This window comes from Cupriavidus sp. 01L46, assembly GCF_056399905.1.
In genome coordinates, this window is the sequence record NZ_JBFTSF010000204.1 from 1 (window position 1) to 12,082 (window position 12,082).

16 protein-coding genes and 2 pseudogenes are annotated in these 12,082 nt (G+C 62.7%); 5 read left to right on the forward strand and 13 right to left on the reverse strand.

Annotated features, from left to right (window positions below):
• Positions 1-125: 125 nt before the first annotated feature.
• From AC1DS3_RS27295 to AC1DS3_RS27315, 5 genes are all read right to left on the reverse strand, one after another.
• Positions 126-425, reverse strand: coding sequence for a CocE/NonD family hydrolase (locus tag AC1DS3_RS27295; protein WP_441639655.1), 300 nt, complete (start codon positions 423-425; stop codon positions 126-128).
• On the reverse strand, positions 422-1,768 hold the full coding sequence (locus AC1DS3_RS27300) for an MFS transporter (RefSeq protein ID WP_477128338.1): 1,347 nt from the start codon (positions 1,766-1,768) through the stop codon (positions 422-424). Before AC1DS3_RS27300 ends, AC1DS3_RS27295 begins: the two co-directional genes overlap by 4 nt.
• A gap of 10 nt (positions 1,769-1,778) precedes the next feature.
• On the reverse strand, positions 1,779-2,063 hold the full coding sequence (locus tag AC1DS3_RS27305) for a hypothetical protein (RefSeq protein WP_441639653.1): 285 nt from the start codon (positions 2,061-2,063) through the stop codon (positions 1,779-1,781).
• Between the two features lie 284 nt (positions 2,064-2,347).
• Positions 2,348-3,502 (reverse strand): ATP-binding protein, encoded by a 1,155-nt coding sequence (locus tag AC1DS3_RS27310; protein ID WP_477128339.1) that lies wholly within the window; start codon positions 3,500-3,502, stop codon positions 2,348-2,350.
• Positions 3,503-3,849: 347 nt separating this feature from the next.
• A complete protein-coding gene (locus AC1DS3_RS27315; protein WP_477109488.1) occupies positions 3,850-4,305 on the reverse strand; it encodes a hypothetical protein in 456 nt (151 codons plus the stop codon).
• Positions 4,306-4,914: 609 nt separating this feature from the next.
• On the opposite strand from AC1DS3_RS27315, the gene AC1DS3_RS27320 reads away from it, so the two are divergent.
• Complete coding sequence (locus AC1DS3_RS27320; RefSeq protein WP_441639650.1) at positions 4,915-5,211, forward strand: hypothetical protein; 297 nt, start codon at positions 4,915-4,917, stop codon at positions 5,209-5,211.
• An 82-nt stretch (positions 5,212-5,293) separates the two neighbouring features.
• On the opposite strand, the pseudogene AC1DS3_RS27325 reads toward AC1DS3_RS27320, so the two are convergent.
• The 4 genes and pseudogenes from AC1DS3_RS27325 to AC1DS3_RS27340 all read right to left on the reverse strand — a co-directional run.
• Positions 5,294-5,458: pseudogene (locus AC1DS3_RS27325) on the reverse strand (ISKra4-like element ISBte1 family transposase); the annotation flags it as partial.
• Positions 5,459-5,479: 21 nt separating this feature from the next.
• Positions 5,480-5,740 (reverse strand): H-NS histone family protein, encoded by a 261-nt coding sequence (locus tag AC1DS3_RS27330; RefSeq protein WP_441639649.1) that lies wholly within the window; start codon positions 5,738-5,740, stop codon positions 5,480-5,482.
• 250 nt (positions 5,741-5,990) lie between these two features.
• A pseudogene (locus tag AC1DS3_RS27335) lies at positions 5,991-6,404 on the reverse strand (DNA-binding protein); the annotation flags it as partial.
• A gap of 12 nt (positions 6,405-6,416) precedes the next feature.
• Positions 6,417-6,830 carry an IS1096 element passenger TnpR family protein gene (locus tag AC1DS3_RS27340; protein WP_477128340.1) on the reverse strand — a complete coding sequence of 138 codons (414 nt, stop codon included), beginning with the start codon at positions 6,828-6,830 and terminating at the stop codon, positions 6,417-6,419.
• A 712-nt stretch (positions 6,831-7,542) separates the two neighbouring features.
• Here AC1DS3_RS27340 and AC1DS3_RS27345 point away from each other — a divergent pair.
• The 4 genes from AC1DS3_RS27345 to AC1DS3_RS27360 all read left to right on the forward strand — a co-directional run bounded on the left by AC1DS3_RS27345 (position 7,543) and on the right by AC1DS3_RS27360 (position 10,305).
• Positions 7,543-8,163, forward strand: a complete 621-nt coding sequence (locus AC1DS3_RS27345) for a type IV toxin-antitoxin system AbiEi family antitoxin domain-containing protein (protein ID WP_441639647.1) — start codon at positions 7,543-7,545, stop codon at positions 8,161-8,163.
• Positions 8,156-8,599, forward strand: coding sequence for a nucleotidyl transferase AbiEii/AbiGii toxin family protein (locus AC1DS3_RS27350; protein WP_441639646.1), 444 nt, complete (start codon positions 8,156-8,158; stop codon positions 8,597-8,599). Before AC1DS3_RS27345 ends, AC1DS3_RS27350 begins: the two co-directional genes overlap by 8 nt.
• Positions 8,600-8,639: 40 nt before the next feature.
• A protein-coding gene (locus AC1DS3_RS27355) for an IS6 family transposase (protein ID WP_441639645.1) occupies positions 8,640-9,334 on the forward strand; the annotation gives its coding sequence in 2 pieces (ribosomal slippage) (positions 8,640-8,774 and positions 8,777-9,334; 693 coding nt in all).
• Positions 9,335-9,588: 254 nt separating this feature from the next.
• The gene (locus AC1DS3_RS27360) at positions 9,589-10,305 is read left to right on the forward strand and encodes a DNA alkylation repair protein (RefSeq protein ID WP_441639644.1); all 717 of its coding nucleotides are present in this window, start codon (positions 9,589-9,591) and stop codon (positions 10,303-10,305) included.
• 285 nt (positions 10,306-10,590) lie between these two features.
• Here AC1DS3_RS27360 and AC1DS3_RS27365 read toward each other — a convergent pair whose 3' ends face one another.
• The 4 genes from AC1DS3_RS27365 to AC1DS3_RS27380 all read right to left on the reverse strand — a co-directional run.
• Positions 10,591-10,839 (reverse strand): H-NS histone family protein, encoded by a 249-nt coding sequence (locus tag AC1DS3_RS27365; protein WP_441639643.1) that lies wholly within the window; start codon positions 10,837-10,839, stop codon positions 10,591-10,593.
• A gap of 50 nt (positions 10,840-10,889) precedes the next feature.
• Positions 10,890-11,084 (reverse strand): tyrosine-type recombinase/integrase, encoded by a 195-nt coding sequence (locus AC1DS3_RS27370; protein ID WP_276268252.1) that lies wholly within the window; start codon positions 11,082-11,084, stop codon positions 10,890-10,892.
• Positions 11,006-11,863 carry a hypothetical protein gene (locus tag AC1DS3_RS27375; protein ID WP_477128342.1) on the reverse strand — a complete coding sequence of 286 codons (858 nt, stop codon included), beginning with the start codon at positions 11,861-11,863 and terminating at the stop codon, positions 11,006-11,008. Before AC1DS3_RS27375 ends, AC1DS3_RS27370 begins: the two co-directional genes overlap by 79 nt.
• Positions 11,860-12,082 (reverse strand): hypothetical protein (locus AC1DS3_RS27380; protein ID WP_477128341.1); only part of this gene is annotated, 223 nt, incomplete at its 5' end. The genes AC1DS3_RS27380 and AC1DS3_RS27375, both read right to left, overlap by 4 nt.

Sequence of the window (12,082 nt, forward strand, 5' to 3'; positions counted from 1 at the left end):
GGTCAGCCCATAGTCCGCCATCTGATCCTGGATCCAGCGAATCGCCTCCGCCCGCTCATTGTTCGCTGTCACTGCTGTCGCTGCCGTCATCCGGGTTCGAGGCGGCCGTCGGCGCGCCCTGCTTTTCATCTTGCTGTTCGCCCTGCTTGTCGCTCGGCTTCTCGGTCGACCTCCCACGCCTGGTAGAGGTTCGACGAGGCCTCCAGCGCATCGGGATACCGTGCGGCCATCAGGTCCCAGGGCGTCTTGTAGCCCTCCTGGAAGGACAGGCCCTTGCCGTAGGGGCCGTAGGTCATGATGACCGGGTACTCGCCCGGCGCGATGGGCCTGTAGACGTCGGCCCGCAGCACGATGCCATCGTCCATCTCGATCGGCACGTCCCAATCGATGGCCATGTTGGCGCTAATTTCCGCTGCTTGTGTCATAGCGCGGATACTCCTTGAACTTGATATTGAAGCCTCGGCCTCCGGGCGGCGAAGATCATGACGATGGCCGCGGCGGCATAGAGCGCGACCACCATGAGCAGGCTGGACGTGTTGCTGCCCGTCGAGGTCCGCAGCCAGGTGCTGATGGAGGGCGTCACCATCGGCGCGATGTTGGCGAGCGAACTCACCAGCGCGAGGCCGCTGGCCGCCTGTTCCTTCGGCAGGTACTCGCTGACGAAGGAGAAGAAAATCGGCGTTGTGGAAGCCGTGCCGATGGTCGCGAGCGAGAGCAGTGCGATCGACACGGCCACGCCGCCGTTCAGGCAAGCGATGCCGAGCAGGCCGGTCGCGATCAACGCCACGCCGGCCACGAAGTGCCAGCGCCGTTCGTTGTATCGGTCGGAGCTGCGGCTCATGAGCATCATGCMGACGGCGCCGACGACGTTCGGGATGGCTTGCAGCATGCCGATGTGTAAGACGTCTTTCACGCCCCAGCTTTGGATCAACGTCGGTACCCAAAACACCAGCACGTAGACCGCGCCGAGGTACAGGAAACAGATGAACGAGAGCACATAGACCTTGGGATCGCGCAGCAGGGCTCCGAGAGCGCCGTGGCGACTGCCTCCCCCGGTCCGACCATCCCTAGCGAGTCGATCGGCCAGCAGCCTCTTCTGCTCGAGGGTGAGCCATTTGGCCTCAGCCGGGCTGTTACTCAGGCAGGTGTAGCAGAGAAAGCCGATCAGCAGGCAGGGCACACCATTGACGATGAACATCCATTGCCAGCCCTGGTAGCCAAGAAAGTCGTTGCCGAACTTTATCAGCGCACCATTGATCGGGCCGATGAGGATGCCGGAGATGACCGCAGAGGTCATGAACATTGCGATGGCCCGGCCGCGCCGGGCCGGCGGGTACCAGTAGGTAAAGTAGAGGACGACGCCGGGGAAGAAGCCCGCCTCGAAGGCGCCGAGCAGGAAGCGCAGCATGTAGAACTGCCAGGGTGTTGTGACCCAGGCCATGCCAGTGGCGCAGGYACCCCAAAGCACCATGAAGCGCAGGATGGTCTTGCGCGCGCCGATCTTCTCCAGGAGCAGGTTGCTCGGCACCTCGAACAGCAGATAGCCGACGAAGAACATGCCCGCGCCGAGGGCGAAGACCTGATCGCTGAAATGCAACTCATGCTTCATCTGAAGCTGAGCGAAGCCGATGTTCACCCGGTCGATGAAGGCAAAGCAGTAGGCAACCAACAGCAAGGGCAGGATGTGCCAGTTGATCTTGGAGAAGAGCATTTTTTCCTCGGGGTTCTCCACCACAACGCCATCTTCAGGAAAGGAAAGTGCGGTCATATACTCCCCGTCAGGCGTTGGCGCCCGGTTTCTTGTTCGATGAACCGCCAAGTTGATCGGCTGCGAACTCCGCCGCCAGGGTGCCAGCGATTGTCAAGTCGTTCTGCTTGGAGTACAGGCTCATGTGCGAGACGTTGGGCAGCACCGCCACGCCCTTCTTCACGATCTCCTTGACGTAGCACCAGCCACCGCCCATGACCAGCAGAGGGAACGGGCCCTCGCCTTCCGGCAACACAAGATCGCCGCGGACCTTGATGCCCTGGCTCAGGAATTCAACTTCGCGCTGAGTACTCATCTTTGTCTCCAATGTTCGATAGGTGGCGCGCTACCCCGCGCAGCGGCCAGAAATTACCGAAAAGTAAGACGGCTCGAAAACCTCCGTAGACCGGAGGCCACATCGGATTGAGGGTCGGCCGGGATTCGGAATCACCCGAATATGAGACGCGGACGAAGCGGKGCAACGCGGCTCGCTGCGCTAGAGCGAGCGCTCGAGCGGCCGACCCGTCGCGCACATAAAAGTCGCGTTCTTTATTACTTCCAGCCTTATGTGTCATTTCCGGCTTTATCCCGGCATGCCCCCTATGCCGCCGGCACTGGCGTCAGCATTCCCGCCTGCTGCATCAGACTCGCCAATCCGGTCTCMTCGAGCGCGTAGACGCCGCGCGCTGCCCGCCATACAAGCGCTTTGTCCTGGAGCGCAGAAAGCGCCTGCTGGGCATTCGAAACATCGACTCTCGCGTCGGCGCCCGGGTCAATCGCCTTCAAGACGGCGTCATACGCCTCCATGGTGGCTGCCTCGAACGGCGCGTAATTGCTCCCCCGAACGGCCATGACTCGAAGAACTGTGGATTGAAGCGGCGTCAGACTGTGAACCACACGCATCTGTTCGGTGTTGCTGACCGCGATCTGCTCTTCAACCGCGGCCGCAAATCTCGCGGGGATGTCTCCTGCCGGAAGTCCGAATTCAAACCGAAGCGCATCAGCCGCGGCACCCAACAGTTCCGGGCGGAAAGCGGCTCGCTTGAACAGCTCGAACACCTCTGCCGGGTCGAGTTTGGCTCCCAAGTCAAGTCGATCACAGAACCATTGGACATAGGCCATGTCCAGCGCCGGGAAGTTGACGAGGGGAGCTCCGTAGAACGCCTGGTCTCGGCTATTGCGAAGCATGGCCAGCTTGTCACGATTGGAGCCCGTCGCGACGATTCGCAGACCCTTATGTCTGCTGCTATTCAGTTCATCCCGCGCGGCCTTTAACGCGAACAGGGCGTCGTTCCCCTTCTCACTGACAATCGCTTGCTGCGCTTCGTCGATTACCAGCACAATGGGCTTGCCCGCTTCATCGGATAGGGCGGCAAGTGCCGCCGACAGGGAAATCCCTTCGCCAAGGCCAACCCGATCAAGGGAGAACGACATCCCGCCAACCGCGACTTTCTCCATTCCGGCAGAGCGAGCGAGTCGCTTAATGACGCCTTCATGGCTCGCGAGCTCGGCCCGCACGGCCCCGACAATGACCTCTCCTGGGTCAGCTCGGCGGTCTTCCCACAGATCGGCATAGACTACAAGGGCACCGAGGTTCTCCAACGCCGGCCGCAGATCCTCCCTTAAGAAGGTCGACTTGCCGGTTCGTCTTGGCGCCGCCAGAAAAAGGCCGGAACTGGACGCGGAAGTTGGTGAGACCGTCAGAATTTTGGTGGCCAACTCTGTTGCTAGTGCCTCTCGTTTGAAGACTTCCATCCGCGCGGTCCCTAGAATATGTTCGATTAGACCAAACTATAGTCGATTATAGTCAAGGTCGCCAATTTGTGGAGTTTGGGCCGCATCTGTACGGTTTCGCCACTCATTATGTATATCTTGCAGCACATGCTAGAGGGCGAAGCGAGTCTGTCGCGATGGAGCGCTGACGTGGCGGGCGCTGGGTATATCCCAGGGCTCCTTGGGGGAGCACGGCGGCAGTCGGGAACGCCACATTTCCTCGTAAGGAAGGCCGCGCCCAGTTTGGCCGCCGTCCCCGCGCGGCTTGTCCACAGGCTTGTCTCCTTGCGCGGTGGATAAATCCCATCCGACACCGCTGGCGCCCCCCCTCAGGCCGGCCCCGGCTTGAACTTGGTGCGCGCCGCCGGCGCCCGACGCCGGGCCGGCGCCAGGCGGCGCGTCGCGGCCGCTTCCGCATCGGCCCGCTCGGCGCGCCGGACTGCCATCTCCAGTTCCGCCCGCAGCGCATCCTGCGCCGCCTGCCCATCCGCCAGCGCCTGTTGCGCCTGTGCCAGTTGCAGGCGGAGCGTGTCGCGCTCGGCGTGCTGCCTTGCCCGTGCCTCAGCACTGGCCACGGCGGCGTCCTGCGCCCGCACCTGCACCGCCGCCTGCTCGGCCTTCTGGCGCAGCGTGCGCTCCTGGTCGATCTCGCGCAGCGCGCGGCGCTCGGTGGCGCTGGCGCGCTCCTGCGCGACGGCGACCTGCTCGCGGGTGCGTTCCAGCTCCGTCGAGAACTGGGTACGCAGCTCCAGCAACTGCCGCTCGAGCGCCTCGACCTGACGCACGCCCTCCTCGGGGTAATCCCGAGGCCGTACAGCACTTGGTCGCCGATCATCCGTCGACAAACGCTGCCAGCGCTATCCCGGGAATCGGCCGCCGGGCATCGTACTCGACAAGCGTTCACTAGGAGACAACAGGATGTTCGACCTTACCCGAATCAGTGTGATGAGGGGCGCCCCACAGCACCAGTGCCACAACCAATCCGATGGGAACAGAAGCATCGTAAGCGCTCAATAAACGACACGCTGCCCAGGGATCCATCACCGCTCTCGTCGATGGCCAGATTTGGCGGTAGGACGGAACGAACCGGCACACCTTCGTACAGATGACCGGAGGAACCAGGAGGTCACTCATAGCCCTCAATTCCCTCGCCCGCTGGCGGACAGACGGAAATTCTCCGGAAATCATTGGCATTTTTTCTATTCGCCGCCAAAGTTGTTCCTGATGGGGGGCCGAATGCAAATCAGCTCCTATGTAAAGTAGCCTTCTGGCATCTACTGGCCAACATGAATCGGGGCGTAGAACAACCTCTTGGCCGCATTGACTATTGACTAAGGGTTCCACCCAGCACCGTATTCGCGCCAACTCCAGGGCATCAAAGTGAGTGATATATCATGCACACTGCAATAAGAGCATATTCGGGAGCAGGCGCTAAGGAACTCTTCGATTTGTTGGAGAGGCGCACTCCTGAGATCGAATCGCTGATGCGTTCGGTCCAAGGCTTTGTCAGCTACACACTGGCCCGAAGCGAGGATGGTGAATTTGGCTTCTCAGTTACCGTTTGCAATGACAAGACTGGGGTTGATGAAAGCAGCCAAAAGGCTAAGGATTGGATCGCACAGAACGCTGCAGGCAACGGCGCAAGTGCCCCAACGATCTCAGAGGGACTCGTGATCCTGCACGTTAAGTAGCGGCAATACGTGCTGACCCGATCGAGCGCAGAGTTGGAGGCCGTCATCGGGGTGATCGAATGGAAGGGACTTCCCCTGCCCACATGGCGATGTGGAACCAATCGAGAACGTACTCACCGCGGTCACCAAAGCCGAGCTGGGCAAACCGTACGGTATCCCCGCCGTCCGACAGGAAGGTCACCGGTTGACTAGGTTGCACACCTTCACGTCGAAGGAAATTCAACATACGATCGGCCGGCCGGGACTCCGGCGCTGCGACAGTGATCAGCTATGGCTGCGTCGCGGTTACCCGGAAATGTTCCATCGTCTGCCCGGCGTGGATCGCCCGCTGCAGCCAGTCCGGCATGGCGCCGCGGCCGTCCCAGCCCTGCCCGTGCGCATTGCGGTAGCGCGCCGCTCCTGGCGTTGGGGTCGGCGGCGGCTCGGCAAAGCAGCCGGCGGCCTGCAAGTCAGCCAGGCTCAGCCCATGCTGGGCCAACTGGATGCGGATCCAGGTAATCGCTTGCGCGCGCTCGATTTCGATCGACATGGTGTAGGTGAATAGATTTGGGGCAGCGCCGGATCTGGCGTCTTGCCGTCGCCTGACAGCGTTGGACGTCAGGGTTGATGGGGGATGGCTGTGGCGAGAATCGGTGGCGGCGGGAGGACATGGCTGCGCTCGCTGCTTAAATTTTAGTCAACTCCGCTGACGCCGCCGGCACTCGGCCCCCGCGCGGCTTGTCCACAGGCTTGTTCCCTCGCGCGGTGGACAAATCCCCGCCCTCGGGCACCACCACCGCCGCGCGCGCCTGGTCGCGTTGCGCCTCCGCCTCGCTCGCCTGCAGCCGCGCTTCGGCCCGCAAGGCGGCCAGTTCGCCGGTGGCGGCCGCGTTGGCGGCCTGCCAGATCGATTGCACGGCATTGGCGGCGATCGCCTTGAGCGCCTCCGGCAGCCCGGGGTGGTCGATGGTCACGCGCATCTTGCCGCGCAGGTCCGCCCAGAACTGCGCCAGCACCTCGGTGGGCGTGCCCATGCTGCCCTTGTGCACCAGGCCGTAGAGCTTGTTGGCGGTGGGGGTGATGCCATAGCGGAAGAACAACAGGGCGCAGACCTCGCGGTAGAGCGCGCGGGTCTCGGGGAACTGCGCACGCAGTGCGGCCACGTCGGCGGCGAGCGTGGCCTGCAGAGCGGCGTCGGAAGGAGTCCGCGCCAAACCGGGGGCTGACTAAGCGGCAAGGCGATGGTTTCCTTCGCCGGCGATGGAGGGATACCATCGTTCAACGTAAGACMGGAGTTGGTCATTGAGCACGGCCGTCCGGATTTGCAGCAGGTTGTGCGCGTGCCGAGGCCGCCAGGCCATCTGCTGCCGCTTGACGAACCGCTTGCTGACCACCTGATTGACCGCAGATTCGACGAAGCCTGATGCAATGGGATCCCCATGCCGATAGCGATCACCGTAGTTCACGATGAACTGCCGGTTGTTGTCTAGGTAGCCCATGACTACCTGGATGACATTGTGCAATTGTGGGAACGTCAAATGCTCGGGAACGAGGACGCGTCGCCAAACCGGCGGGCTTAGGCCGCGCAGAGCAATTCGAAGTTGAAGGATGGAGGTCGCCGCCCCAGGATCGGAAGCCATGCGCGCATTGTAGGTGCCTCATTGGCCTCTCGGCGGTGGTCCGGTCGTTCGCCCCCGTTTTGGCGCGGTCTCCTTTTACAAGGACGGCGAAGAAGTCTGGGCGTGCAATGCCATATATGCCGCCGCGCATTTCGACTTTGCTGCCGTGTCGAGCGCCTGCGCGTCGACGGCCGACTGAGGTGCCGGCGGCGCCGACAGACGTCCGCCCCTCCCCCATTCAACATAACCTCCCAGCAACCAGCCAAATTTCGGGGTACGGGCGTTATGTCAATGCATTCGCGAGGGCGCCTGCTCAAGGTGTTTTCCCGGAACAGACGCAAGACCCTATCGTTCGCTGGCAGGGGTGATCGAATGGAGGGACTTTCCCGTCCCGAGACTGCGGCGCAAGCCGCCAGTTGGCATCGAAGTGCCATGATGGCTGCAACACAACCAGAAGGGAGGCGCGGAAGGCTCTGCGCCTGCGCATCCTGGAAACGATCTCGGTGAGGTATCCCGACTTGCGTAGGGCGTGTGAGGCGCGAGCGCTACTGGAGACGGGGGCGGCCAATGGGCAGCCGTTCCAGAACCAGCCGTCTGGCGAATAGCGGTGTATCCGAAGGTTAGAAGCGCCTTGCAAAGCACGTGCGCTGTCGGAGACCGGAGGATGACGGCTAGCTTGCCATGATACAAAACCTCGGATAATATTGGAAACCATCCGAGGTTTTGTATCAAAATGTCAACGTCCTCATCCTCTCAGCGAGAGCGCGCAGTAGCTCAACTTCGAGCCAGAGGGCTGGTGCGAGCAAGCGAGATGCGCGAGATCGGCGTTACAGCGACGACGATCGCCCGCCTTGAGCGCGACGGTGTTGCAGTTCGCCTGGCCCGGGGCGTTTACCAACTCGCGGATGCTCCTCTGGGCCTACAGCATACCCTGGCGCTGGCGTCAAAACTTGTGCCCAGCGGAGTCATCTGCCTCACTTCGGCGTTGGCTTTCCATGAGCTAACTGACCAGATCCCAGCCAAGGTTTGGATGGCTATTGGCCAGAAGGACTGGAAGCCAAGCTTCGACTATCCTCCGGTCCGATTCATCCGATCTCCTGCCCCCCGTGATGACCCGGACACGGAGCGGCATGCGATCGACAACGTATCGGTTCCGGTCTTTAGCGTTGCYAGGACGATTGCTGACCTGTTCCGGTACCGGAAGAAAGTCGGCTTAAATACCGCGCTAGAAGGGCTCCGCGAAGCCCTGATGCAGAAAAAAGCGACTCCGGCAGAAATTGCCCAGCATGCAGCAGATGCCGGTGTCTGGAAGATTCTAGAACCGTACTTAACAGCAATGGTTTCCCATGCCTGAGCAAAAGCCGCTTCGCGACATTGGTGCGTCAGTTCGCGCCCGACTTCTGACTCTCGCGCGCCAGCGAGGCCAGCAGTTCGATTTGCTTCTCACTCGCTATGCGATAGAGCGCCTCTTGTTCCGACTGGGCATCTCCGTACACCGCGACCGCTTTGTGCTAAAAGGCGCGATGCTCATGACAAGCTGGTTCGAGGATCCGCATCGACCAACTCGTGACGTCGACTTCCTTGGCTTCGGCGAGTCCGAAGCCGACCACCTGTTAGCGACCTTCGCCGAAGTGTGCGCGCTAGCTGCGGACGACGGCATCTCGTTCGACGCTGCGGGCCTGAGAGCAGAGGCGATTCGCGAGGACACTGACTATGGAGGTCTGAGGTTGCGTACCACCGCACAGCTCGCCGGTCGTCACGGAGGTTCTGTCGCAGTAAGCCTTCGATAGAATATGCTGGTGTCGGACTCAGCAAGCGTTGGTGGCAGTCATGAACCCGGAAGTKGCGAAGGTCTTGAAGCGTTTGCATAACCCGCTGGAGGTGATGCTGACCTGCGTGCGCTGGTACGTGGCCTATCCGCTGAGCCTGCGACATCTCGAAGAGATGATGGCCGAGCGTGGCGTCTCAGTGTGTACCATTCGACCGTKCACCGCTGGGCACTGAAGTTGCTGCCGGCGTTGAGCAAGATCTTTCGCTCTCGAAAGCGCCCGGCGGGCAAAAGCTGGCGCATGGATGAACCCTACATCCTGGTGCGCGGCCAGTGGAAATACCTGTACCGAGCGGTGGATAAGGCCGGCCATACCATCGACTTCCTGCTGCGCACCCAGCGAGACAAGGCCGCGGCGCGGCGCTTTTTCGAGAAGGCCATCGCGCACAACGGCCAGCACGATTCAGTGACCATCGACGGCAGCCCGGTCAACCTGGCGGCCTTGCGCGACATCAACGCCGAGCAGGAAGCTCCCATCGCCATTCGACAGGTCAAATATCTGAACAACATCGTCGAGCGGGACCATCGGGCCATCAAGCGCCAGACTCGACCAATGCTTGGCTTCAAGGACTTTCGCTGCGCGCGCACCTTGCTGGGCGGCATCGAGCTCATGCATATGATCGCCAAGGGCCAGATGCAGTGCCACGAAGGGAGCAATCCGTCGGCCGCTGACCAATTCTATGCCTTAGCCGCCTGAGCGAATCCCAACGCCCCCACTTCGCTCGTCGCCGCGTCCTTATCGCGACAGAGCCCCTTGGCGGGTACTTTCGTGCGAAGCCTTGATGATATACGGCGAGTGACCGCTTCGCGCTGACAAAGTAGAGCGAACGCTGATGGCCGACATCTGCCTGACGGAGGCAGTGTTCACAACGTCGTCGTAGCTGTTCACCCCCATACCGCGACGGATGTTCATACCATTCGTGCTATGCACAAGCATCGGAGCCAACAGGCATGACGGCAGAACGGCCAACTCCCCCCACTGACATCACTCCCGAGACCTACGTCGGGCACATCCGCCGCGCGCTGCAGCCGCTGGCCGATCCGGCCGCCGCTGCCCAAATGCGCGCCTACATGCGCGATCAGTTTCCGTTTCTCGGCATTCCCACGCCGGCCCGCCGGCGAGCGCTGCGCGCCCTGCCGAAGGTGCCGTGGCGCGACCGTGAATGGGTGGCCGTCGCGCAACTGCTGTGGCGCGAACCCGAGCGCGAGTACCGCTATGCAGCCGCGGATCTGCTGCGCAAATGCGCTGCCCGGTTCGATGCCATGCGGATCGCGCCGATCCTCGCGCTCGCCCAGTCCGAGCCATGGTGGGACACAGTCGACAGCCTCGCCGTTACGATCGGCACCGTGATCGCGCGCGAGCGAAAAACCGATGCCGACGCGCAGGCCTGCGCTGATGCTTGGCTCGGGCATGACTCGCCGTGGGTGCGGCGCGTCGCGATGCTCCACCAACTGGGCTGGCGGCTAGAGACGGACGAGGCGCGGCTCTTCCGCTACGCGCGAACGTTGGCGCCGGAGACCGACTTCTTCATCCGTAAGGCGATCGGCTGGGCCCTGCGCGACTACGCGAACTGGAATCCGGATGCAGTGTCAGCATTCCTCGCCGCCCATCGCTACAGCCTTTCCGCGTTGACGCTTCGCGAGGCTGGGAGGCACCTGCAAGCTTGACGACAGACGTCTCGCGGATGCATGGTGGCGAAAGGCGGAAGGGCTCAGTCGCCCAGCCGTACGACCGCGATCGTCGCCGGGATGTGGCCGAGCACCGGACTCAGATGGCAGCTCGTCTGCGTCGGAGTTTACGGTTCCGTTTGCACGAAGGCGCTGTACGTTGCCGTTCATTTTGGTGATTCTTCTTTGCGCCCCGTCAATGCGGCGATTGGCGGCGCGAAGCGCGAGTTCTTCGCGTGATAGGTCATCCATCGCCCTTTAGCCGGAGATTGGAGCACGGCACAACTAGACCCGGAAGAATTCGGGCGACTGCCCCGCGTTGACCGCCCGCTGCAACCAGGCTGGCATCTCGCCCTGCCCGTCCCATTTTTGCCCTTCGGCGTTGCGGTAGGTGCGCGCCGGCTCGGGAACCGGCGGCGGTGCCTTCTCGGCGAAGCAGCCGGCCGCCTGCAGGTCGGTCAAGGTCAGGCCGTGCCTGGCCATCTGCACACGGATCCACACCGTGGCTGCGGCGCGCTCAATCTCAAGAGACATAGGTATAGCGTTTTGGTAGTCGGAAAGGTGCAACGATTTGGGCCGCACAATCAATCATCATTGCCGGCATCCCACACGGCCTGCATCGCTTCCATGCGCCGCGCGTCCTCGGTCGTCACGTAGCGGCTGGTMGTCGCCAGCGAGCCATGGCCGGCATTCTGCTGCATCACCTCGATCGGCACGCCGGCCGCCAGCGCATGCGAAATGTGTGTATGCCGCAGCCAGTGCGTGCTGGCGGCCTCCAGCCGATCCGCGCGGCGCGGATCGGCGAGACGCAGCGTGCCGGCACAGTCATCAGGAACCTCTTGATCTGCTTGGCGAGCGTGACGGCGCTGATCTCGGCTGCGGAACCGACGGGGTTGGCGGCGGTGTGCGCACCGGCCCACGGCGCCCGCTCGCCCAGGTCGGTGGTGTGGCCGAGCAGCGTGACGCCACCCGGGACCCGGTTGGCTCCCCGGTCGGCCGGATGGCCGCGCGCCACCAGATACGCCCCCAGCCGCGCGATCGCCCCCGGCGGCACCGGCACGCGGCGCAGCTTGTTGCCCTTGCCCACCACTTCCAGACACCGGCCCTCGATCCGCTTCTTGGTGCCGGCGCGGTGGCCAGCACCGGGCAGGTTGACCCACTCCAGATGGCCGGTGGCGGCAGCGACCACTTCCGACAAGCGCAGGCGGGTGGCGTGCCGCAGCGGCAAGGCGACCTGCAGGCGCTGGTGGGCCGAGATGGGCGGCAGTGCATCGAGCTGGGCCAGCTCGAACGTCCATTGGTCCTCGGTCAGGCTGCGCCCCACGTCCAGTGCCGGCCGGGCCTTGCGCGGCACGTGGATGCCGTGCCAGGAATCGCCCATCAGGTAGTTCCGGTCGGCAAGGAAGCGGTAGAGGTTGTTGAGCACCCCGAGCGCGTAGCCCTGCGCGCGCGACGACAGCGGGCCCTCAAAGGGCCTCCAGACCTGGATCCACCGCTCGCGCGAACGCGGGGCGTACCAATCCACCGTCGGCGGTGACAGGCTCTGGCGCTGCTTCACTTTGCGGCGTTGCCGCATATATCTGACTTGATGCCGGCGATAAAGAAGTCTATTGTGGCCGTTCGGTGCACGCTCCCAGTTCCTCGCACCGATGACCCACTGCCGTCGCCACCGTCCACTGTGGAATCGAGCTCGGGGAAGCAGTCGTAGTTCGTTTTTCCAACCGCGACAAAGGAGGCCGAGATGCTAAGTCCGCATGAAATCGCCGCGCTACTGCTG